14 protein-coding genes, 1 rRNA gene and 2 pseudogenes are annotated in these 25356 nt (G+C 35.4%); 8 read left to right on the top strand and 9 right to left on the bottom strand.

Annotated elements, in window-relative coordinates; all coding sequences use genetic code 11:
- The 3 genes from FHL06_RS07695 to FHL06_RS07685 form a co-directional block, all read right to left on the bottom strand.
- A 16S ribosomal RNA gene (locus FHL06_RS07695) occupies positions 1-105 on the bottom strand; the annotation flags it as partial.
- A 757-nt stretch (positions 106-862) separates the two neighbouring features.
- On the bottom strand, positions 863-1444 hold the full coding sequence (locus tag FHL06_RS07690; RefSeq protein WP_153385648.1) for a peptidylprolyl isomerase: 582 nt from the start codon (positions 1442-1444) through the stop codon (positions 863-865).
- Positions 1445-1472: 28 nt separating this feature from the next.
- Entirely contained in the window at positions 1473-2000 is a 528-nt protein-coding gene (locus FHL06_RS07685; RefSeq protein ID WP_153385647.1) for a GNAT family N-acetyltransferase, read from the bottom strand.
- A gap of 195 nt (positions 2001-2195) precedes the next feature.
- Between FHL06_RS07685 and FHL06_RS07680 the strand changes: the two genes are divergently transcribed.
- The 5 genes from FHL06_RS07680 to FHL06_RS07660 all read left to right on the top strand — a co-directional run bounded on the left by FHL06_RS07680 (position 2196) and on the right by FHL06_RS07660 (position 9651).
- Positions 2196-2447: a hypothetical protein gene (locus FHL06_RS07680; protein ID WP_153385646.1), complete on the top strand. Its 252-nt coding sequence runs from the start codon at positions 2196-2198 to the stop codon at positions 2445-2447.
- Positions 2448-2828: 381 nt separating this feature from the next.
- Positions 2829-3602, top strand: coding sequence for a mechanosensitive ion channel family protein (locus tag FHL06_RS07675; RefSeq protein WP_238333979.1), 774 nt, complete (start codon positions 2829-2831; stop codon positions 3600-3602).
- Between the two features lie 129 nt (positions 3603-3731).
- Positions 3732-5141 (top strand): C69 family dipeptidase, encoded by a 1410-nt coding sequence (locus FHL06_RS07670; protein WP_153385644.1) that lies wholly within the window; start codon positions 3732-3734, stop codon positions 5139-5141.
- A 152-nt stretch (positions 5142-5293) separates the two neighbouring features.
- On the top strand, positions 5294-6484 hold the full coding sequence (locus tag FHL06_RS07665; RefSeq protein WP_153385643.1) for an exonuclease SbcCD subunit D: 1191 nt from the start codon (positions 5294-5296) through the stop codon (positions 6482-6484).
- Positions 6481-9651: an AAA family ATPase gene (locus FHL06_RS07660; RefSeq protein ID WP_153385642.1), complete on the top strand. Its 3171-nt coding sequence runs from the start codon at positions 6481-6483 to the stop codon at positions 9649-9651. The genes FHL06_RS07665 and FHL06_RS07660 overlap by 4 nt, the downstream gene beginning before the upstream one ends.
- Before the next feature lie 89 nt (positions 9652-9740).
- Here FHL06_RS07660 and carB read toward each other — a convergent pair.
- From carB to FHL06_RS07635, 5 genes and pseudogenes are all read right to left on the bottom strand, one after another.
- Positions 9741-12917: pseudogene (gene carB, locus FHL06_RS07655) on the bottom strand (carbamoyl-phosphate synthase large subunit).
- Positions 12918-12933: 16 nt separating this feature from the next.
- Entirely contained in the window at positions 12934-13992 is a 1059-nt protein-coding gene (locus FHL06_RS07650; RefSeq protein WP_153385641.1) for a carbamoyl phosphate synthase small subunit, read from the bottom strand.
- 476 nt (positions 13993-14468) lie between these two features.
- Positions 14469-15392, bottom strand: coding sequence for an HNH endonuclease (locus FHL06_RS07645; RefSeq protein ID WP_153385640.1), 924 nt, complete (start codon positions 15390-15392; stop codon positions 14469-14471).
- A gap of 83 nt (positions 15393-15475) precedes the next feature.
- Positions 15476-17257, bottom strand: a pseudogene (locus FHL06_RS07640) (ABC transporter ATP-binding protein).
- Positions 17250-18974, bottom strand: a complete 1725-nt coding sequence (locus FHL06_RS07635) for an ABC transporter ATP-binding protein (protein WP_153385639.1) — start codon at positions 18972-18974, stop codon at positions 17250-17252. The pseudogene FHL06_RS07640 and the gene FHL06_RS07635 overlap by 8 nt, the downstream one beginning before the upstream one ends.
- A 347-nt stretch (positions 18975-19321) precedes the next feature.
- On the opposite strand from FHL06_RS07635, the gene FHL06_RS07630 reads away from it, so the two are divergent.
- Positions 19322-19936: a LysE/ArgO family amino acid transporter gene (locus FHL06_RS07630; RefSeq protein ID WP_153385638.1), complete on the top strand. Its 615-nt coding sequence runs from the start codon at positions 19322-19324 to the stop codon at positions 19934-19936.
- 14 nt (positions 19937-19950) lie between these two features.
- Here FHL06_RS07630 and FHL06_RS07625 read toward each other — a convergent pair whose 3' ends face one another.
- Positions 19951-21468, bottom strand: coding sequence for an HNH endonuclease family protein (locus FHL06_RS07625; RefSeq protein WP_162000228.1), 1518 nt, complete (start codon positions 21466-21468; stop codon positions 19951-19953).
- 572 nt (positions 21469-22040) lie between these two features.
- Between FHL06_RS07625 and FHL06_RS07620 the strand changes: the two genes are divergently transcribed.
- Both FHL06_RS07620 and FHL06_RS07615 read left to right on the top strand, forming a co-directional pair.
- Positions 22041-22448 (top strand): (deoxy)nucleoside triphosphate pyrophosphohydrolase, encoded by a 408-nt coding sequence (locus FHL06_RS07620; RefSeq protein ID WP_153385636.1) that lies wholly within the window; start codon positions 22041-22043, stop codon positions 22446-22448.
- The gene (locus FHL06_RS07615) at positions 22438-25326 is read left to right on the top strand and encodes a DEAD/DEAH box helicase (RefSeq protein ID WP_153385635.1); all 2889 of its coding nucleotides are present in this window, start codon (positions 22438-22440) and stop codon (positions 25324-25326) included. Before FHL06_RS07620 ends, FHL06_RS07615 begins: the two co-directional genes overlap by 11 nt.
- Positions 25327-25356 lie beyond the last annotated feature (30 nt).

Below are 25356 nucleotides of genomic sequence, written 5' to 3'. Positions count from 1 at the left end.
CTGATTCATGATGCAAGCATCAATCATCAGGAAAGCTCGTTCGACTTGCATGTATTAGGCATGCCGCCAGCGTTCGTCCTGAGCCAGGATCAAACTCTCATATTAAAAGTTTGTGACTCATAAAAAAATATTACTAGCGAATTGACTTCGTTGTATTCCAACAAATAAATGTTGGCCTACACAATTTAGTGTTAAAACTTTGTTCAGTTTTCAAAGGTCTACCAGCTGATTAAGCGCTTACGCTCATCAGCGACTTAATTATTTTATCAAGCCGACAAGTTAATGTCAAGAACTTTTTAAAATAATTTTTCTAACAAGATATCAACGAATTGATAAGATGTTAGGTGATGTCTAACAGACAACTTAATAATCATATCGAAGTTACAAGACCAAGTCAAGAACTTTTTTAAAATTATTTGAAGCGATAAACCTAAGAGATAAACTCGCAAAGCCTTGTCGCTATTGCCTCTGTCGTGACAACAGGTAATATATTACCTTTAAAGATACTCCGATGCAAGTGTTTTTTTACATTTTTTTCAAATTGATTAAATTAATTGAATTTTAAAGCTTTTACGACTCTTTGCTTCCTAAATGAATAGGAGAATTAACCTTACTAATTGAACTCGTTATATCTTTATTGGTTAATACTATAACACCAATTACCTTGCTTTAAAATACCCTTTATTAATTGTACATAATTTTACCAGCAAGAACATTACTCTAACGCTTCATATACCCTCCTAGCAAATTTTTAGCTTCATATATAAATATAAAAAAGCCAAGTCATCTGAGTTTCATCCCATCCCTCAGTTAACTTAGCTTTAAACTATCTACTATATAATTAACTACCTATTATCTATAACTAGGCAATTTCAACACTTTCCATAGTAATATCTTCTTTAGGTTTGTCATTGCCATCACGTTTAGCACGAGCAATCTCACGAACAACGTCCATTCCCTCAACAACTTGACCAAAGACAGTGTGTCTGTGATCTAACCAAGGAGTACCACCATTCTTGTATGCAGCAATGATTTCTTCTGGGTATCCAGTGCCAGCCATTTCTTTAATCATTCTCTTCGGCATATTTTGGTTTGAAACGATAAAGAATTGACTGCCATTAGTATTAGGGCCGGCATTAGCCATTGATAAAGCTCCATCCAAATTGAACAATTGGTCAGTGAATTCATCTTCAAAACTATCGCCATAAATACTTTCGCCACCCATACCAGTTCCAGTTGGGTCGCCACCTTGAATCATGAAGTCAGGGATAACACGATGGAAAATGATTCCATTGTAATAACCTTTTTGAGCCAACTCGATGAAATTCTTAACTGTCTTACGTACGAGTTCGTCGAATAATTGAATCTTGATAACTCCATGGTTAGTTTTGATAGTAGCCATGCTACCTGTCGCATTTTCTAAATCTAATTGTGGGTATGTCATTTTGTAGTTCCCTTCTATATAAGTAATCTTACTGTACCATATTTAGCTCGTATGCCAATCGTTTACCCTCAGAACCAGTCTTAACATAGATGATGCCACGATAATTAAACCCGAAGTAGGATACCAATTTTTGCATTCGTAAATTGAGCTCGTGTGTATCAATACGCATATGATAGATTTCTTGTGCGTAGGTATCACTGATTAAATTAGAAAAGAAAAATTTGCTGAGCTTCATTCCACGATATTTAGTTGAGAGTGCGATGCGGTGAATCGTTGCATACCTATCCTTATTATCGTCCCACTCTCCGTCATAAATCTTGGTGTAATGCGGATCTTTCTGCGTCATCAACGTTGCCGTACCAGCAATCTTACCGTCAACAACTAGAACGCGCACATAACCATGTCGTAAATCATTTAAAAGTATCTCTCTATTAGGAGTTCCATCTTGCCATTGAGTACTGCCATCAGCCTTTAAGAGTGCCTTAGCTGAATCAATTATTTCCATAATGGCATCTAAATCATCCATGACACCTTTTCTCATATAAATTAAAGCCATAAACAAACCCTCTTTATTATTATTACTATATAAGATACACCAAATCACTTATATATAAATACAACCTTTATAGAAGAAACAGGTTTCATTTCAAAAAAATCGACGATTAGTACAAGATACTTTAAAAGTACCTCATGATATGTTAATTTAAGAATCCATCAAGACCTGAGGAAGTTTCAAAAAGGAGATTTTTAATTGATAACAGAAAACATTCAAGACTACACATTAGGAAAAAATGAACCAACTTTAGACATTAATGTGACCGGAAAAAGTAAGATAGACTACTCGCATGACGACCTAAAAATTGCTGCCGCAATCAAATTGATCGAATCATGCGACAACCTAAACTTCACCCTAGCAACAGGCGAACACGAATTGTATAAAGAATTATCAGATAAATTGTATGTTGCAGTGGAAGATTTTGTACCGGGTAGTTATATGAAGTAGACAGAGAGCGCAACAAGGGCGCCCAGCTCCCGGAGCCTAAGACAATTTCACGAATTGCTCGCGTACTTTACGAGCAATTTGGGAAATAGCCTTAGGTGTAGGGAGTTGCCCTTGTGGAGCTCGTTTCCACTATGCAGCAGAAAACCAATGGTTATCTAAAAAAAATATACATTACACAAACCCAGAATCCAGCCCAAATCAGATTCCGGGCTTTTTTATTACCTTCACCAGAACCCTTCCAATACCAATCCCCCATTTATTTGTGATAATATAGTTTCAGCATATTTCACGAAAGGAACTAACACCTTGAACACATCCCTGAACCTAAATCCCAACGCCCTGATAAAAAAACTCTTTCTCAAAGTAGATTGGGAAGGCGTCTTGCAACACATCGCAACAGTTGCAATTCAATTGATCCTATTAACAATCGTCCTTTTATTGATTAACTGGATTGGTAAAAAAATCATCCGTCATATTTTCAAAACTAGTCTTCGCAGAACTAATAAAACGATTGCTCCGCAAAAATTAGATACGATTTATACTTTGATTCTCAACATTTTTAAATATGTCCTGATGTTCTTTTGGATTTACGCCGTCCTCTCAGCTTTAGGTATTCCTGTTGGAACATTAGTAGCTGGAGCGGGAATCTTCAGTTTGGCAATTGGTCTTGGTGCTCAAGGATTCGTTTCCGATATGGTCAATGGCTTCTTCATCCTTTTAGAACAGCAGATCAGCGTTGGCGATATGATAAAAATCAACAGTATCGAAGGTCAAGTTACATATGTTGGTATTAGAACGACCCAAGTTCGCAGTATCGATGGAACATTGAATTACATCCCCAACCGAAATATTACTATCGTTAGCAATAAGTCGCGCAATAGTATGCAAGCACTGATGGAAATTCCAATTTTTAATGATTCTCCTTTTGAAGAAATCACAAAAATCATCGGTGAAATCAACAAAAACATTGATATGGAAAAAATGCAGATTACTAAACGCCCTTACATCGTTGGATTTTCCAACCAAAATGACGGTACCTTAGTCTTGCAAGTCGCTGCTTATACTAAACCAGGTGCTCAATTCCATGTCAGAAATGTTTTGCTACAAAAATACTTATCAGCCATTAAAGAAAATAAAATTAATTTACCTAAATAGAAAACACAACTTTCGCTTAAAAACGAAGGCTGTGTTTTTTCTTCCTATAGTAGTCCCCCAACCCATTGGTTTAAGTCATCAAAGCAGTTATAATTAAGTTATTAGAATTCATATAAAGGAGCTATTACTATGGAAAAGCGAATCAAAGGTTCATGTACCTCAATTTTAGTCGGTAAAAAGGCTTCAATCGATGGTTCAACTATTATTTCAAGAAATGATGATGGTCACGAAGCTTTGGACCCACAACGTTTTGTCGTTGTTAATCCTGAAGACCAACCAAAAACTTATAAATCAGTTATCAGTAAAGTCAAAGTTGACTTGCCTGACAAGCCAATGCGCTACACTTCAATCCCTAACTCTATTTTGAGTAACGGAATTTGGCCTGCTGCTGGTATCAACAGTGAAAATGTCGCCATGTCAGCAACTGAAACTATTACGACGAACTCACGCGTTTTAGGTTTGGACCCATTTGTTGAAGGAGGACTTGGAGAAGAAGATCTCGTTACAGTTGTCCTCCCTTATATTCAAAGCGCCCGTGACGGTGTTAAACGTTTGGGAGCATTGCTTGAAGAATATGGAACATACGAACCAAACGGGATTGCATTTTCTGACAACAATGAAGTTTGGTGGTTAGAGACTATCGGTGGACACCACTGGGCAGCCGTTCGTATTCCTGACGATGCTTATGTCGTTGCACCTAATCGCATGAACATCGACAATTTCGATTTCGATTCAGATGACACGCTTTGTTCAGCTGATTTGAAGAAAATGATTGATAAGAACAACTTGAATCCAGATTTCAAGAAGTACAATTTGAGACATATCTTAGGTAGCGCATCAATCAAAGACACTGTTTATAACAATCCTCGTGCTTGGTATGGTCAAAAGTTCTTCAGTCCCGACGACACGACCGATAATCCAATGGAACAAGATTTGCCATTCATTTGTCACGCCAACCGCAAAATTTCCATTGAAGATGTTAAATTTGTTTTGAGCTCTCACTTTGAGAATACTAAGTACGACGTTTATGGAAATGGCACTGAAGCTGAAAAGAAACTCTTCAGACCAATTGGTATCAATAGAAATCACGACGTCCACATCTTGCAAATCAGAAATAACGTCCCAGCAGAAATTGCAGGTATCCACTGGCTTGCTTATGGCGCCAACACATTTAACACAGTTGTTCCATTCTATGCCAACGTTAAGGACACACCGGCTCAATATAAGAACGCTACTGGCAAATTCGATATGAATAATATGTACTGGTTAAGTTGTACGACTGCTTTACTTGGCGATACTGACTATGATTTGTACGTTGATATGAGAAATGACTACGAACTCGATGCTATGAGTGCTTATCGCAAGATTCAAAATGAAACTGACCGTGATCTCAAGAATCAAAAGAAAGTTAAGAAGTATTTGGAAGAAGCTAACGCAAAACTTGCTGACACTGCTTTTGAATTACAAACAAAACTACTCGGCGATATGGTAACTATGGGTTCTGAACATATGAAATTACGTTACAATTTAAATGATTAATCTAAATTTACTAAAAAAGGCGATAATTTATTTATCGTCTTTTTTTTATCGTTTTTGCGAACATACGTTCTAGATAAATGCTATACTCTTATTAAATCTTAGTTTCAGGATAATTCACTTTTGATACAATTAATTCAAATGGAGGCTTTGCGATGAAATTTTTACATACTGCCGATTGGCATATTGGACGAACATTAAATGGTTATTCACTCTTAGATGAACAAGAACATACTTTTAAACAAATTTTGCAGATTGCTAAAGATGAAAAAGTCGATGGCGTAGTGATTGCTGGAGACATTTATGATCGGGCCGTTCCTAATCCCGAAGCAGTTACAGCTTTAGATAAAATGTTACGGGAAATCAATTTAGAGAATAAAATTCCTATCTACGCAATCTCTGGAAATCATGATAGTGCCCAGCGCCTCAATTATGGTCGTGAATGGATGGAACACACTAGCTTCTTTTTGAACACGTTATTAAGTGAAGCTTTCAAGCCCATCGAAACAGCTGATGTTCAAATTTTCCTATTGCCATTCTTTGATCCCTTGGATGCACGAGTTTACTACAAGAACCACGGCATGGATGAAGATGAAGCCAAAAAAATCACTACTATTGGTACAGCGATGCAATTAGTAGTCAACGATATGGTGAAATTATTTGACCCAAACAAAAAGCATCTGTTAGTGACCCACTTTGCTGTCTCTGCTAATCAAAATGATGATTTAGAACTCACCAGCGAAACTACTTCGCAAGTTGGAGGTTTGGCAACTGTCACTTCTGACCAATTCAAGGACTTTGACTATGTGATGCTAGGCCACATCCACACTAGATTTGCTTCACCAAGCGATAACATTCGCTACTCTGGAAGCCCTGTAAAGTTCAACATCAAAGAGGCTCGTATTAAAAATAATGGCAAGGGCGTCGACATTGTCACCATCGATAAAACAGGTGTAAGTCATGAATTTAAGCCACTGACTCCAAAGACTGACTTAATCGTTTTGGAAGAGGATTGGCAAACTTTATGTAATCCCGATTTTTATAAGAAACAACCTATTAATAAGGCCTGGTTTGAAATTACGATTCAAAATTTTGACCGCAGCGAACACGTTCAAACTAATATCCGCTCTGAATTACAGAAGCGTTACGGAACAATCGTTGAATTAGACTACCAAGTTGATAAAAGCGATGCTGATTTACAAACTATGACGACTAATATTAATGAAATCAGCCCCGAAGAAACAGTTGACCAGTTTTTCCAAACGATTACTGGTAAAGAATTATCTAATTCACAAAAATCACTCGTTAGTACAATCTTCAATGAAGTAGAAAGGGAGAAAAAATGAAACCTATTTATTTAGATATTAATTATTTTGGACCTCACCAACATTCAGTTATCGACTTTAGAAAACTTGACGAATCACCTATTTTCCTAATCGGTGGCGATACTGGAGCTGGAAAATCAACTATTTTTGATGCCATGACTTATGCCCTTTTTAACACTACTACTAGATCTGACCGTGACGCTAAGGAAATGCGTAGTCAATTTGCTACTGAAAAAGACACTACCAAAGTTATTTTTTACTTTGAACAAAACGGCAAAATTTATAAAGTCGACCGCACGCCTGAACAATATTTAGCTAAAAAAGTTGGCACTGGCAATACTAAAAAGAAGCCGACTGCTCACCTAGCCGTCGTAGATGATGTTGGAACAGTTGAAAGTGAAAGTATCGCTAGTAAACCGGTTGATGTTGGTCATGCAATTCATGAAATTCTAAATCTTGGTGCTGAACAATTCAAAAAAATCATTCTGCTTCCTCAAAATGATTTTTCCCAATTTCTCAAATCAGATACAGCTGATAAAGAAGAAATTCTTAAAAAAATCTTTGGAACTCAACTATTCACTGATTTCACAGTCAAATTAAAGGAACACTACAAGCAAGCTAATAATAAAGCCACTGATTTCACGAATGAATTGAAATCACAAATTGAATCTCCTGTTTGGACTGAAGATGAACAAAACAATCTTCAACAACTTCCTAATGACCAGTTAACTGCTGCCCTATCCGAATACTTAAACAATCGTCAAAGTCTCTTAACTAATGCCAAAGCAGTTCAAGAAAAAACTAGCTCCGTCCGTAAAAAAGCTGAAGAAAATTACCACTCTGCTCAAAATATTCAAAATAATTTCGATGATTTAGCTCGATTAAAAAAAGAATATCAAACCAATGTTTCTGATCAAAAAAACACTATTGACGATAAGCAAAAGCATGTAATGGAATTGACTTGGGCTAAGCCACTTCAAGAAATAGTCCGAGATTTAGACAAAACTAAAGCCGATTTAAAGGACACTAAAAATAACCGAGTAAAAATTTCTGAACAACTAGATTCTGCTCAAGAAAAGCTCAAACAAGCTAAAGCTGAAATTGATACATTAAATAACAGGACAAACGAATTTGAAACTAAAAAACAGCAAGCTCAAGAATTAACAGTCTTGATTACCAAAGTTCAAGACATTGAAAGAATCAAACATGAAATCGATTCTTTAAACCCGCAATTAATCGAAGTCGAAAATACCGCTAATCAGAAATCTCAAGATTTAAATAACTTCAAAGAAAAAATTGCTACTAAAAATGAAGAACTGAAAAAATTTGACGGTCTGTCTGAAGCAAAAGACAAGTTAATCACCGCCCAAACTAACTTTACCGAAACTTTTTCTCCTCTTGAAAATGAAAGAAATAACTCAGCAGCTGAGGTTGCTAAACTGCAAAAGAAACTTGGCGAACTTCATAACGATTTAGACAACAAGTCGAATGCTTTAGAAAAAGCCAAAAAAGATTATCAAGAAAAGATTAAAACTAGACAGTCTTTGATGATTGCTCAACTAAGACAAGAATTAAAATCTGGTGAGCCCTGTGCTGTTTGTGGTTCAACTGATCATCCCTATGCAAAAAACACTGCCGTAGCTGATGAAAAAGAGTTGCGTAAATCCATGGATGCCGTAGATGACTCGCAAAAAACTTTTGCTGCAATTGATAATTCAGTTAAAAATATCCAACAAAATATCAAGGATGCTTCTGATGAATTCGATGAAAAACAAAAATCTGCTGTCAGTGCACAGATGAATTTATCTAACAAATATACTAAAGCCATTGCTGATTCAAAAATTGAATTACCTGAATCATTTGATTCAGCAGAAGTTAAAACTGTCTTCCAAAACAAAATAAAAGAAATAAACCAAAAAATCACCGAATCACAAGAATTAACTCAAGAAATCAAGCATTTAGAAAAAGAACAAGAAAATGCTCAAACTGCTTTTACCGACGCCAATTCTAAATTCGAAAAATTGAATTCGGCAATTGAAACACGTTCCAATGATTTAAAGCAAAGATTGCAAAATATTGGCGACACAAAATCTTCCAGTCAGGATTTGACCAATAAAAAAGATAAATTAAATAAAGACTATGAAGATTTCCAAAATGAGCTTAAATCGACTCAAGAAATAGTTAACAAGAATAACGTTATTTACAGCAACACCCAAACTAAATTAACTGATAATCAAGAACGACTTGATAAAGAAACTACCAATATCAAAACTTTAACTGAGAAATTAGATGAGAGCCTTAATTCAGATACTGCTAAAACTAATGATTTAACGATTTTAGAACAATGGATCAAGGAACTTAATCAAGATGAACTCGCTAATTTAAGAGAGGCCATTTCTAGTTACCAAAAAGAAAAGGAAATGCTGACAGAAAACATTCAAAAGATTGCCAAAAAACTGGAAAATGTTAAAAAGCCCGAATTGGACAAACTAGAGCAAGCTCTAAATAAAGCTCAAGCAGAATATGAAGCAGCTATCAAACAAGCTGAAAATGCCAGTCGTGATTTTGCAGATGCAGAAACTTGCTTTAAAAAGGTCAAAACAATCATGCAAAAGCAAGGCGATTTTGCTAAAAAGCTAGCCGCAATAACGAGTTTATATAATGTTGTAAATGGTCGCGATGGTAATGATAATAAATTGAAACTGGAAACTTATGTCGTTCAAAATTACCTCCAAAAAATTCTTGCTTATGCTAATGCCACTTTCTTAAACCGTCTATCGCACAACCGCTATTCCTTTGTCATTTCTGATAAGGCAGTTGATCATCAAAAAGATCATGGTTTGGATATCAACGTCTATGACCGTGAGACTGACGCTACTCGTTCATCTGACACTCTTTCTGGTGGCGAAACATTCATTGCAGCATTATCGATTGCTCTTTCATTAAGCGAAGTAGTTCAATCATCAGCTAATGGTGTTCAAATTGATGCTCTCTTTGTTGATGAAGGTTTCGGTTCTCTTGATGAAGAAACGCTTGATGAAGCAATGGCAGCCTTAGAAGATATTGGTAAGAATCGAATGGTCGGAGTCATCAGCCACATTGAATCTATGAAACAAAGTATCGGTCAACAATTACTTGTCAAAAAATTAGGTGATGGCAAGAGTAAAATCGAACTGATCAATAAGTAAACTTGAAAACTAAATACGCAAAAAAGCAACCTTTTCTAAAATTAGATTAGGTTGCTTTTCTTACGCAATTAAAGCCAATAAATATTTTTTTAAAGTGGAGTTACACTAATAAACCGTTTTTCTAAAACTTTTAAAATGGCATCTGCTGTATCAAGCGACGTATAAAGTGGCACTGAATTGAGTACGGCATTTTGACGAATAATATAGCCATCAGAATGCTGACTTCTGCTCTCGCCTAAAGTATTTATCAAAAGTTGAATCTTGTTGTGGCTCAAGTAATAGATAATGTCTTCTTTGGCGAGACCAACTTCTGGAATAACTTTAGCTTTGATGCCGCATTTTTCAAAGTAAGCTGCCGTTCCTTTAGTAGCAAGGATTTGGAAACCTACATGACTGAAACGTTGTGCTAAAGCACTAGCCTCTTTTTTGTCATTATCGTTGACGGTAATCAAAACATTTCCGGCATCTTTAATGTGTTGGTTCGTTGCTTCAAAGGCTTTATAGAGTGCCTCGGTGTAGTTCAGGCCTGAACCCATAACTTCACCAGTTGATTTCATTTCAGGACCTAAAGCGCTGTCGACATCATTCAATTTGTTAAAGGAGAATGTTGGAGCTTTCACATGAATCAAGCGAGATTCTGGTTCCAAGCCTGGTTCTAATCCTAAGGTATCAAAGTTGGCACCCAAGATTAATTTAGTTGCGATTCGAGCCATTTGAATGCTTGTAACTTTACTTAAGAAAGGCACTGTCCGACTAGCCCGAGGATTAACTTCAATCACGTAAGCTTGATTCTCGTGAATGACGAATTGAACATTCATAATCCCAATACAATGCAATTCCTTAGCTAAAAGTTTTGCATATTCAACAATCTGACTTTGCACTTCATCAGAAATATTTTGTGGTGGATAAACAGCCATTGAATCACCCGAATGCACGCCTGATCTTTCAACGTGTTCGATAATTCCTGGCAATAAAACATTTTTCCCATCACTCAAAGCATCGATTTCACATTCACGTCCCGTCAAATAAGTATCAATTAAGACTGGATGATTATTTGAAACATGGACAGCCTCATGCATGTACTTATCCAATTCTTCATCAGATCTGACAATTTCCATGGCCCGACCACCTAAAACATAACTAGGACGAATCAAAACTGGATAACCAATTTTATGGGCAACTTCTAGAGCGCCTTCTTGCGATGTAGCTGTGCCTCCAGCAGGTTGTGGAATTTGTAGCTTTTTGATGATTTGATCGAATAAATCACGGTCTTCAGCACGATTGATATCTTCAACTTGCGTACCAAGGATTTTGATGCCATTTTCTTTCAATGGTTCAGCCAAGTTAACTGAAGTTTGACCACCAAATTGAACAATAGCTCCGATTGGTTGTTCTAGGTCGCAAACATTCAAAACATCTTCTAATGTCAATGGTTCAAAATATAATTTATCAGCTACTGAATAATCAGTTGAAACAGTTTCTGGATTATTGTTGATTACGATTGCTTTATAACCCATTTGTTGAACAGCTCTAACGCAGTGAACAGTTGAATAATCAAATTCGATTCCTTGACCAATTCTGATTGGACCAGAACCTAAAATCAAAACTGATTTGTCAGACATCTTGGTCGATTCATTTTCTGTTTCATAAGTACTGTAAAAATAAGGTGTCTCCGCTGCAAACTCGCCAGCACAAGTATCAACTGTCTTATAAGTTGGTAAAATGTCGCTTTGAATACGGAAATGACGAATAATATCTTCATCTAGATTATTCAAACGGGCAATGGTTTTGTCTGAATAGCCTAATTGCTTAGCGCCAACAACGATTTCTTTATCTAGGGTGCCTCCAGTTAGGACTTTTTCATAATTGATAATATTCTTCAATTTAGCTAAGAAGTAAGGATTAATCTTTGTTAGCTGATTAATAGTTTCATAAGAAACATTCCTTCTCAACAATTCGGCAATATAGAACAATCGATCATCAGTTGGAGTCTGAACATATTCTTCCAATTCATCCAACGGTTTGTCAGATAATGAATCCATAATCAAATCTGATTGGTCGATTTCTAGTGACCGAACTGCTTTTTGGAAAGCTTCTTCAATATTGCGACCAAGGGCCATAACTTCCCCAGTTGCTTTCATCTGCGTTCCAATGGTTCTGTCGGCTTTAGAGAATTTATCAAACGGCCAGCGTGGGATTTTGCAGACGACATAGTCCAATGCTGGTTCAAATTGAGCAAAAGTCTTACCTGTTATAGGATTGACGATTTCATCAAGCGTTAGACCAACCGAAATTTTAGCCGCAATTTTAGCAATCGAATAACCAGTTGCTTTAGAAGCTAAAGCTGAAGAACGGCTGACACGAGGATTAACTTCAATAATGAAGTAATTGCTAGTCTTCGTATCGATAGCTAATTGCACATTACAGCCACCCTCAATTTTTAAAGCTCGAATAATTTTTAATGAGACATCACGCAATTTTTGGACTTCGGGATCTGTCAAAGTTTGAATTGGTGACACAACAATCGAATCACCTGTATGAATTCCTACGGGGTCAACATTTTCCATATGACAAACTGCCAAGGCATTGTCGGCACTATCTCGTATAACTTCAAATTCAATTTCCTTAAAGCCAGCAATACTTTGTTCAATCAATACTTCTGTCGATGGCGATGCTTTTAGACCACGTTCAACGATTTCTTCGAGTTCCTGATAATCATGAGCAACTCCTCCACCAGTTCCACCCATGGTAAAAGCAGGACGGATAATAACTGGAAAACCAATGCTATCTACGAATTTTTTAGCATCGGGATAATTGTGAGTCGATTTTGAGGCTGGCACTGGTTCGTGCAACTGCTTCATTAATTCTTTAAATTCTTCACGATCTTCAGCTTCATTGATGGTATCTAATTTTGTTCCAATGATTTCAATGTCTAACTGGTCCAAAATTCCCGCTTGTTTCAATTGAACGGCCATATTTAAACCTGTTTGACCACCTAATGTCGGAATAATGGCATCAGGATGTTCTTTAACTAAGACTTTTTCCACAAATTCCAACGTAATTGGCTCGATATAAACTTTATCAGCAATATGCTTGTCAGTCATAATCGTTGCAGGATTGGAATTGATTAAAACTGTTTCATAGCCTTCTTATTTTAATGCTAGGCAGGCTTGTGTTCCTGAGTAATCGAATTCGGCAGCTTGACCAATAATAATTGGACCAGAACCGATAATCATAATTTTTTTAAGATCTGTTCTTTTTGGCAATTTAATTCCCCTCCAATTATTTATTAATCATGTCCCAGAATTTATTAAATAAGAAATCAGCATCGTGTGGGCCCGGTTTTGCGTCTGGGTGAAATTGAACAGAGAAGGCTTGATATTTATTGTGTTCCACGCCCTCCACTGTTTGGTCATTCAATTCAATTTGAGTAATCTTCAAATCAGTTTGTTCAACCGATTTTTCATCCACAGCATAACCGTGATTTTGTGATGTAAAGTAAATTTGACCTGTCGCTAAATCCTTCACGGGATGATTGAAGCCACGGTGCCCAAATTTCATTTTGAAAGTTTTGGCACCATTAGCTAAACACAACAATTGGTGTCCCATGCAGATTCCAAAGACTGGATAACATTTTTCCAAAGCAACGATATTTGGCAAAACATCCATATGACGAGTTGGATCTCCAGGTCCATTGCTCAACATAATTCCATCTGGTTTCAAATTTTCAATCTCTTCTAAAGAAGTATTTCCGGGTACAACTGTAACTTTCAAGCACCGTTTAGTCAGTTCCGATACAATACTTTCTTTGTATCCAAAATCCAAGACTACGACATGCTTGCCGCTACCTGAAAAACTTTTTGGTGTGGGGTTAATGCTTTTTTGTAACTGGTTATCGTCTAATTTCCAAGTACTGATTTGATCTACTAGACCTGAATCTAAATCATCGACAATTGCGGCTTTTAAAGAGCCAGCTTTTCTTATTTTTAACGTTATTGCACGTGTATCAATTCGTCGGATACCGGGGACATTTTCTTGTTTCAAGAATTCATCGATTGTCATTTCACTTTGATAGTTTCCTGTGACATCGGTTATTTCTCGGGCTAATACGCCCTTTATAGTAGGCTTTTGTGATTCATTAAATTTTTCAGCAACACCGTAATTACCGATCATTGGGGTACAGAAGTTAATAATCTGTCCGTTATATGATTGATCGGTAATCGTTTCTTGATATCCGCTCATCCCTGTTGTAAAAACAAGTTCGCCGATTGTTTCTGTGTCGCTGCCAAAAGCCGTACCTTCAAAGTATGTTCCATCTTCAAAAACTAGGTATCTTTTCATGTTTGTCCTCCGAATTGATAAAATTTGGTACATAAAAAGGGATGCTTACCAGCATCCCTAAAGTTTTGTCTCTGACGATTGATTTAGACTGAACCTTTGGGACCTCACTGGATCCAATTAAAAATTCAAATATTAAAACTTTTACCAGTACGCGAAGCTTGGGAGAATCCTCTCCGTTTATCATTCGCTTTTGAGCCTCTCTGGACTTTCTTAAAAGTTATTGCTCTTATAATACAAACATCTCAGCACTTCGTCAATGGTAAAATTAGAATAATTTTAATATAAACAACTATTTTATTAAATTAATTTAAGTTGATTAATTATATAGTAATAAAAAAACTTTCTCTGCCAGCTGACAAAGAAAGTTTTTGTTTTAGAGATTACTCTCTATACTTGTTTACTTTCTAAGCCTCGCTGGACTTAATTAAAAGTTGTTGTACATATAATACAAAGCGTTCACTGATAAGTCAATAGCTCTATCTTTTAAAAATATGTTCGCGATGGTAGTTTAAATATTTCTTATTAGGAGAGTATTGCTTATTCATATATATTTTTCTATTTTTATATTTATTTAGTGTTTTATTGATTATTGGTTCAGCAGATGCCAAATTAGATAGCGTGATACGTCCATCATCAGTCAAGGTGAAATAGCCTTGAACAAAGGCTTTAGCTAATTTTTTTGTTAAACAAATACCATTTCGGGGGTCAAGTCGAATCTTAGGGTCATCTTCCCAAGGAACAATTCTTACAGCCACTAAATTGTCTTCATCAGTATCACCTGTCAAAGCAGATTTATAATGATAAATAAATTTTACTTTATCGGTAAAAAATTTATCAACAGCTCTTCGAGACGGAGTCCCTTTAACTTCATCGCCAATAAAATAAGCTTCTTTTCTTTCAGCTTGATAACATTTAACAGCAATCGATTCTTCAGCTAGAGACAAATTGCTTGTTTCTTTGGACATATCAAGTTGACGACTTAACAATCCGACAAAATCATCTTTCGTAATTTTAGTAATACCATTCATGTTGAAAAAATTGGACCACTTGCCTTTAAATTTTCGAAACTTCCAGTCAAAAGTACGAAGATTCTGCTTCATCAAGCGATGCGAAAACAAATATGGTTGTTCGATAGCAACGATGTCATTGCCACTTTGAGGATCTTTAGCAATAACGTCCCCAAATTTACCAGCACCATACAAGTAAAATTCATTACCCCATTCAGATCCACTGCCTGAACGACGATAAATTATCAAATCGTTTTTATGGAGCTGATTATTATTACGATTTTGATAACTGTAATACTTGAAATCAACATCATTGTGTTCAGCACTGGAACTAGAATCTATGATGAAATAATTCGTCTTTTTATCCATCAATTCTTTTTCAAATAAGTTCATCGTTACCTCCTCATAAAAATATTATCCCCTCAAATCAGAGATATAACAAAAATGACATTCAAAAGAGAATGTCATTTAATTATTTAATTTGTCACCATTTGATCACGATAAAGACCTGCGTAAAAACCATTTTCTGCTAACAAAGCTTCATGATTGCCTTGTTCAATAATTGATCCATCTTTTAAAACGACAATCTTGTCGGCATTTAAAATAGTCTTCAATCTGTGAGCAATAACGAAACTAGTCCGTCCTTGAATCACACGATCCATAGCTGCTTGAATATTAGCTTCCGTAACCGTATCGACGTTAGAGGTTGCCTCATCTAAAATCAACAACTGTGGATTAGTCAAAATCGTTCTAGCAATTGACATCAATTGTTTTTGGCCAGCTGAGAAAACACTTTGTTCATCTGACACCAGTGTTTCATAACCCTTTGGAAGACTGACAATGAAATCGTGAATGTTAGCTTGCTTAGCAGCATCAATCACACGTTCCATATTCGCAGTTGGGTCACCATAACGAATGTTATCAGCAATCGTACCTGAAAATAGTTGTGGATCTTGTAACACGATTCCGACATTTCTTCGTAATTAATCTAAAGAAAATTCTCGAACATCGGTTCCATCAATCGTGATTTTCCCACTGTCAACATCATAGAAGCGGTTCAAAAGATTCATGACCGTTGTTTTACCTGAGCCCGTTGGTCCAACTAAAGCTACCATCTCGCCCTTATGAACCGAAATCGAGACACCGTGCAAAATTTCTTTTCCTGGTAAATAACTGAAGTGAACATCCGAAATCTGAACTTCTTTTTTAATTCCTGGCAAAGTTTTTCCGGAAACCGGCTCAATTTCATCAGGCTGCTTCCTAACTTCATCCACTCGTCTGGCACCAGTAATTGCCAACTGAATCATTCCATAAAGACTCGTCAATGACATGATTGGTTGATAATATTGTTGCGCATAATTTACGAACACTACGACCAATGCTAAGGCAGCTCCAGTTGATAAGGTTCCATTTAGAGCAAACCAAGAACCAAAGAAAATAACGATTGCTGTATTTAGTAGCGACATCCCTTGCATCAATGGATTCAAAATTCCTGACCAAATCAAACCAGAAGTAGCTGATTTACGAACTTTTTGATTATGCTTTTTGAAACCAGCAATTGAATCTTTTTGAAGACCATTAGTGATAATCACCTTTTGAGCTGTAACTTGCTCATTGATATAACCGTTCAATTGTCCGACATCATCTTGTTGACGATTGACCGCTACGCTAGCTTTTTGCATCACGATTCCCGCAACTATCAAAGCGATGGGAGTTGTTCCCATTGTGACCCAGGCCATCGTGGTATTTTGGTCGAACATAACGATCAGTATTCCAATAAATTGGGCAATTGCCAAGAAAATATCAATTAATGCTTGATTCATAGCGTTAAAAATATTATCTAAATCAGAAGTATACCGAGCAAGAATATCGCCATTGCTGTGGGAATCAAAATAACGAACTTGCATCCGTTGCATCTTGCGAAATAACCCGACACGCATCGTACCTGTTGAGTAGGCGGTAATCCGAGCCAAAATCATACTAGCTATCAATAAAGTACTAGCATCGCCAAAGTATAAGCCAAGATAGATCCACAAAGTCTTATGGAATGTTCCTAAACTGGCATTTTGACGGGTTGCTTCATTAGTCCACTGCTGCAAATAGGTCGTCAATTCCGAAACCGCTCGGCCAAGATAAGTGGGGGCAATAACGATACAAGCAGTCGAAATACCGATTAGAATGGCCGTCATAATGAATCCAAACCAATATTTTCTTAGGTAATGCCAATAATATTTTCCAGCATTTCTTAAATCACCCATGATTTACACCCTCCTTAGCCTTTTGCGTTTGATAAATTTGTTGATAGACCGCATTATTGGCGACTAACTCTTGGTGAGTACCATTGCCAACGATACGACCATCATCCAATACCAAAATTCGATCAGCACGCATAATTGACGAGATTTTTTCAGCAATCACAATTGTTGTCGTTTTGGTCAAATCTTTATCCAGCGCTTCTTGAACTAATTTTTCAGATTTCGCATCTAAGGCAGATGTCGCATCATCTAAAATTAGAATTTTGGGTTCAGCAATCACGCCACGTGTAATCGATAAACGCTGCTTTTGTCCGCCAGAGAAATTCGATGAACGTTCTTCGACCGGTGCATCGTAAGTCAATGGCAATCGTTCAATAAATTCTGAAGCTTGAGCGATTCCTGCTGCCCATTGCATTTGATTTGACGTGGCATCAGCTTTCACTTGCCGTAAATTGGCAGAGATGGTACCAGAAAACAAAGTCGATCGTTGCAATACATAAGCAACCGTCTCAAGTAAAGATTTTTCTGGAAGCTGCCGTACATCAGTATCACCAACTTTTACAGAACCTTCATCGGGGTCGTACAAACGAGCAATCATCTGTGCCAAAGTTGTTTTACCTGAACCAGTTGCCCCGACAACGCCAATCATTTCTCCGGCCTTCACTTTGAAATTAATATCTTTCAAAGTTGGCGCGTCATCTCCAGGGTAAGTGAAAGTAACATGGTCAAATTCAACATCGCCTTCCACAGGACCACGGTCGCCTTTTACATAAGTCATGCTTGGCTTGGCTTTTAAAACTTCGCCAATTCTGCCCAACGAGATATTAGCTCTTGAAGCAGCAATCATTAAGAAACCACCGTTGATTACGGCAAATAGAATTTGCATAACATATGAAATAAAACTTGTGATAGCAGCTAAATAGGTTGGATGCGTGGTCAAATTTTGTCCAACTAGATAAACTGATAAGACGACAGCAATATTGGCTGTCAGGAAATAAGCTGGCATTAAAATAGCAAAGTTGTAACCTATTTTTGCTGTAACACCAGTCAATCTATCAGAAGCTTTAGAAAATTTGGAAATCTCGTTTGGTTCTTGGACAAATGATTTAACAACACGAATCCCCATTAGATTTTCACGTGCTACCGTATTGACGTCATCGATATCTTCTTGCGTCTGCGTGAAATAATCGCTCATTTTTTGATATGAATACCAAGTAACAGCGAAAACAATTATCATCATTCCTACAAGAATCCACCATTGTTGTGGCATGGTGACCATTGCCAAAATAAATGCGCCTAAAAATAACAGTGGAATCCGACTAATTTGTTGAAATCCTGCCATCACAATTTGTTGAACTTGATTAATATCGTTAGTCATCCGCACTGCTAAGTTAGATGCAGAGAATTTTTCAACATCAGCATAAGCAAATGATTGCACTTGATTATATAAGTCGCTTCGCAAGTCCGTTGCTACGCCTAAAGCCAACCGAGCTGAATAAATCGTATTGATTATCCCCGCAATAATCCCAATCACAGCTAATCCAATCAAAAAGATGCCTTGTTGAAAAATGGTAGCTTTGTCACCTTTCAAAATTGCATTCATGACCACCTGCAATAAACGCGGTTGCCAAAGCGTTGCAAACACTAAAGCAACAATAGATATCAAAGCAATATAAACATCTTTGCGATAGCGCTTAAGATACGGCATTAATACTTTCATTAGAACCCCCTCTTGTTCTCATCCATCTAGTTAAAAAAAGACGCTAAGCAGCCAAGGCTGGATAGCATCTTATCCGGTCTGAAAATATCAAACCCTCCGATGAATAATTAAATTAATTTGAATTATTAAAAAAATATTACACTAGCTAAAATTTTAATTCAAGCGGATTCATTTCGTCAAATTTAAAAGCCTTATTGAGGGTTAAATTTTAGAAAACTAAAAGACCAATAATTATCTTTGAATTATTGATCTTTGACTTATAGTTTATTTAGCTCATCCACATTTAATCCTAATAACCGATATAATTAATATTGTGTGTTTACTTTGATTGATGAGGGAGATTAATCATGAACTTTTTCTTACAAGGACTAACAATGGGGATAGCCTATGATGCACCAATTGGCTTAGCAAATTTATTTGTCATAAACGCTGCTTTAACACAGTCTCGGAAAAAATCATTATTAACCGCTTTAATTATTATCTTTTTTGACGTCACGCTGGCTTTTGCCTGTTTTTTTGGAATTGGCGCTATTATGAAAAAGTTTGAATGGCTACAACTGATTATTTTATTGGTTGGCAGTTTAATCGTAATTTTCATGGGTATTAATTTGCTTAGATCACAAACTAACGATATCAGTAGTTCTCAAAATGAAATGACCATTTTTAAAACTATCTCCTCAGCTTTTGTGGTTATTTGGTTCAATCCACAGGCTATTATTGATGGTTCGATGATGCTTGGCGCCTTTCAAGTTACTCTGCCTAATTACAGTTATCCAATCTTTATCGCTGGAGTTGGGATTGCCTCTGCAGTTTGGTTTATTCTTTTAAGTTTTATTGTTTCTAAATTTAAAGATAAATTTAATGCAAAAGTTCTGCGAATTATTAATTTAATTTTTGGCGTGATTATTATTTTATATGGTGGAAAATTGTTGTTTAATTTTTTTGATTTGCTACTAGGGTAGACTTCTTGCGTAATTTAATTTAAAGCTTTTATTATTGCATCTGCCATTCTATTTGAACGTTCATCTATTTCAGACTCAGTCCATTTGGAATTCTTAGCAATTACTTTGTTTTCTGGCAAAGCACTATCTTTGTAAGATATAGCCTTAGCACTAAATTCTGCATTTTTGACTCTACGATTATCTGAATCCAACCATAATGTTAAATTACCAATTGAATAAGTATATCTTTCCCTGACGTCATCTTCAGGGAACCACTTGATCCATTGGCTATTAGCTTTGGGATTTTGAGGCATAATATGTTCGACATCATTATTTTCAGAACTAACTTCTAGCTCCCCTTTTTTAAGCCCATAATTATAGGTTCTTCTTAAGATATAAGAAATTTTTCTATTTTGAACTATATTTTTCCTTAAAATAGCTTTCTTTAACTCACCATCATCAATGAATAACTTCGAAATTGCTTCAATAATACTATTAACCGCAATATCATCGTTATATACATTTTTAGCTAAGTCTGCAAATTTCTTCTCAATCGTATTTGCTTTTCTCTCATCAAAATAAAAATTCTTAATTGTTAATTTTAATACAGCATCAAGAACGCTATTTACCTCAGCTAAATCAAAATTTTTCATAAGCATGGCTAATATAATGGGCCTGTGCTGCCTCATACCAAATAAAGATATGTGATCTGATAAACTCCTAAATTTTTTCAGAACATTTTTATCTGGATGTTCCATTTGACTAGGATTACATATTTCAGAAAAATATTCTGATGCTATTTTTAATTTTCTCAACAATTCCTTCATTTCAGAAGCTGAATCTTTATCTACATCCTTATACAAATTATCTAATAGTTTACTTGATGTGGTTTTACCAGCAAATAAAGTCGCAACTGATATTAAGAATGAATTAGTGCTTAGATCACTCAAGTTAAAGTCAATTTGATTCCAATTGTTCTTAACTTCATCTTCACCTAAACACTTAACCAAATCATTTTTTAATACATAATACTTTTCAATACTCTTTCCGGTATTATTTAATGATTCAAACATACTTAACGCAATTTCTTCAGTATCAGCTATAAATTCAACTAAAAAAGTTTTATCAGTTATTGAAGTACTTAAATCAATCAAATCGACATTACTATTGTCCTTAATGAAATCATCTAATAAATCATTTATGTAAACAATATTTACAGCCATATTCTTTTTATTACCATATAGTTTATTGGTATTTAATACGGTTGAGATATTTTTACTAATATCAAAATCCTTTTCCGTGATTTTATAAAAGAAATCATCATCATCTTCAGAGTCAAACTTTAATTTCTTTTGTGATTTTATTTTACGTAAAGCATCTTCTTTATAAAAATAAGAGCTGTGTATCTGATTTGCGGCATCAACTTTTCCATTTCTATAAATTTTTTGAGCTATAACAGCCAAGATGAGCATACATGTTACAGTTCTTTGCTGACCATCAAATATTCTAAGATCCCCATTATCATCCTTAGAAAATGTAAAAAAGTTAAGCATATGCATTTCTTCACTGTAGTTTCATATAAAGAGGTTAAATCTTTAAATAATCTTGAAACTTCTTGCTTACGCCATTCATATTTCCTTTGAGAAAATGGAATTGTATATATATTTCCCGTTTCTATTTTTAAGTAACTATCTAAATTTTTTGTATAAGCATGAATTAAATTCTCTAAACTAGACATATTTTTATCCCCAAAAGCTCTATTACAATTAGTTTTCAGAATTGACGAGCTAAATTTGTATATTTTATATTATTATTTTTCACTTATATAATATGATCTTACAAAATACGGCGTGAGACAAGGGATTTAGGGCCTTAAATTTAGGTATTAAGGAAATATTATTAAAAATAATTTTCGTAAGTATCCATATTTCATGAATTCATCAATTTCTATCTTAAAAATTATTCTGTGATTTCACTGTATCGTTAATAATGCAAAAACCTCAAGTTCAATGTGAGCTTGAGGTTTTTGCATATTTTAACTTTTATTTATTCTGATTTCTAAAGCTGTTTTCTTCACTTTTGATATACTTGAGTTATTGAATAATCATTAATTAGGAGTGGTCGTATGAGTAAAATTCAAGTTGTTGGGGCAATTATTATTAAAGACCGTAAATTACTTGCCGCCCAACGTGCATCTAATCGGGTTTTAGGTGGGTACTGGGAATTTCCTGGCGGTAAAATTGAACCATCAGAAACTCCTAAGGAAGCTATGGCTCGTGAGCTTCAAGAGGAATTTGGTGCAAAAGCAACTGTGTTTGATAAATTTTCAATCGATGGAATCGCTGAATTAAAATTTGGTGAGGTCGTACTACATTGTTATTATGTCCGCTTGGATAGTGATATTACTAAAACTATCGCTCATGATGAATTACGTTGGGTTTCTCCAAGGGAGGCTCTTGAACTATCATGGGCTCCAAGTGACGTTTCTGTAATTAAAGCATTGGCAAAGACTGGTCTTAACTATGAATACTGATAAGGAAATTTCTAAAGGTCTTAATTTCGGATTCATTGATAATTCGACACAAGCATTAGAGCAATATCAGCCGGCACTAGTTACTAACCACAATGGTACTATCTTGGACACGTTAGAAGAAGAACTTCGTAGTGCCAAATCTTTTCGTATCGCCGTCGCATTCGTTACTTTAGGCGGTTTATTAGATCTAAAAAGTACATTAGCTGATATATCAACCCATGGAATAAAGGGTCAACTAATTACCTCAACTTATTTGGAATTTAATAATCCTGATGTTTTTGACGATTTATTGCACATTCCAAATCTAGACGTACGAGTCCTCGAGCAAAGCGGATTTCATACCAAAGCTTATTATTTCAATCATGCAGAATATGAAAGTATTCTTATTGGAAGCGCCAATTTAACTCAAAATGCTTTGAAGAAAAATTTTGAATGGAATTTACGAGTAACTTCTACTGACCAAGGAGATATTGTTCATGATGTCAAAAGAGAATTAGACAGCCTTTGGAATCAAGCAATTCCATTAACACCAAGTTGGATAAATAACTATCGAGATAATTGGCAACCTAGAACTTACACATTATCACCAACTACTACAAAAGTTTCTGAGCCAAGTGGAATTACTCCAAATGATATGCAAAAGCCTGCTTTAGAAGCGTTAAAGCATCTTCGTGAAAAAGAACATGCTAAAAAAGGATTAGTTGTGGCCGCAACAGGTACTGGTAAAACTTACTTAGCTGCGTTTGATGTTCAACAATGTAATCCTAAAAAGGTTTTATTTGTTGTTCACAGAGAACAAATCCTTCGTAAAGCAATGACTAGTTTTCAGGAAATTCTAGGCGGTGCTAATAGTGATTATGGCATTCTAAGCGGTGGCCAAAAAGATTTGGATGCTCGCTACCTCTTTGCAACAGTTAATATGATTTCTAAAGATTCAATTTGTAAACAACTGGGAGCAACAAGATTTGATTATATTATTATCGATGAGGCTCACCGTGTTAGTCAAAATCTACCTGGTAAAAAACAAAGTATGTATCAAAAGTTAATGGATTTTTACAAGCCTAAATTTATGCTTGGCATGACGGCTACACCTGAACGAACTGACGGAACAAATGTTTATGCTTATTTTAATTATCATTTAGCATACGAAATCTCTTTATTAGATTCACTCGATAACGATTTGTTGACACCTTTTCACTATATTGGAGTAACTGATTATGAAAAAGATGGTCAAATTATAGATGACAAAACTACTCTACGTTACCTTGTTTCCGATGAACGTGTGGATTATATAATTGCTAAAGCTAAATATTATGGTCCTCGAGATGACAATGTTCATGGATTAATATTTGTTAGTCGTGTCGAAGAAGGACGTGAATTGGAAACCAAGCTTAATCTTCGTGGAATTAGAACAAAGTTTGTATCAGCTATTGATACAGTCCAGACTAGAGAAAATGCTGTTAGCCAGTTAACTGATGGTGAACTACAATACATTATTACAGTCGATATTTTTAATGAGGGTGTCGATATACCCTGTCTAAATCAAATCGTCATGATGCGTCCTACTAAATCTAGTATCATTTTCTTACAACAACTTGGTCGAGGTTTACGAAAATACGTAGGAAAAGAATCTGTTACAATTTTAGATTTCATTGGAAATTATGATGAAAATTATATGATCCCAATGGCATTTGATCGTTCTCACACAAGTAATAAAGAAAAAATTCGAAAACAAATTATCAGTCCCAGTATTTCTGGTGTTTCGACAATAAATTTTGAAGAAATTGCCCGAAAACGTGTTTTAAAAGCTGTTTCTAATGTTCGTTTAAACGAAATGAAAAGATTTAAAAATGCGTACAACAATCTTAAAGATAAAATTGGATTACGCCCACCTATGTTGGTTGATTTTTACAAAATGGGAAATATTGCTGTACCAGATATAATACGAAAATTTGATAGTTTGTATTATATGCAAGTAAAATTTGAAAATAATCCTATTGATTCACTTAATGAAGAACAATCCATCTTTTTAAAATTTATTTCTAAAGAAATAACCGTATCTAAGCGTCCCTTGGAAGCCTTGATACTAAGGGATTTATTAAATAATACCTTCTTAACCGATGAAAGCATTATTTCAGAACTTAAATCAAAAAATATTTTCTTTGATGGCGACTCATTAAATAATGCTGAAAGAATTCTTAACTTAGAGTACTTCATGAAGAAAAATCAAAAGAAATATGGTCAAATCTCAATAATCAACCGCGATAATCATTGTTGGAAATTTACTCCTAAATTTGAATCTGCTTTAAAGTCAAAAGCATTTACCAAGTACTTTATTGACGCTATTGATGTTAATCTTTTGGAACTTAACAAAAAAGATACTGCCTACATAAAACGATTCAAAATTGGAGAAAAATATTATCGATCCGATGTCATTAAATTATTGAATTGGGAAAATGAACAAAATCCTCAAAATGTCGGTGGTTACATCATGCGTCCTGATGGTAAATTTCTTCCTGTATTTATAGCATTGGAAAAAACTGAAAAGTTCTCAAATAAATTAGCATATGAGGATGCTTTTCTTGATCGTTCAACCATGCGTTGGTTTTCAAAAAGCGGTCGTTCCACCTCAAGCGCTACCGAACATAAAGTAATTGAACATAAAGAATTCGGTATGATTCAACTATTTGTTAAGAAATCTGATGACGATAAGCGTGAGGGCAATGATTTTTACTATTTGGGTTCTGCTAAAGTTCTTACAGCCGAAAATACAACCGCAAAAAATACTGATGGAAAAATAACTAAACTAATTGAATTTACCATCAGATTAGAACATGAAGTCAATTTAAGTTTATATAGAGCTTTAACAGAAGAATAAATCAAGCAAAACTGGTTAGTAATTATTAGC

The sequence above is a fragment of the Companilactobacillus halodurans genome (assembly GCF_009600985.1).
Taxonomy (GTDB): Bacteria; Bacillota; Bacilli; order Lactobacillales; family Lactobacillaceae; genus Companilactobacillus; species Companilactobacillus halodurans.
Note: the sequence above shows the minus strand (reverse complement) of the source record. Positions and strands in the feature narration are given on the sequence as shown.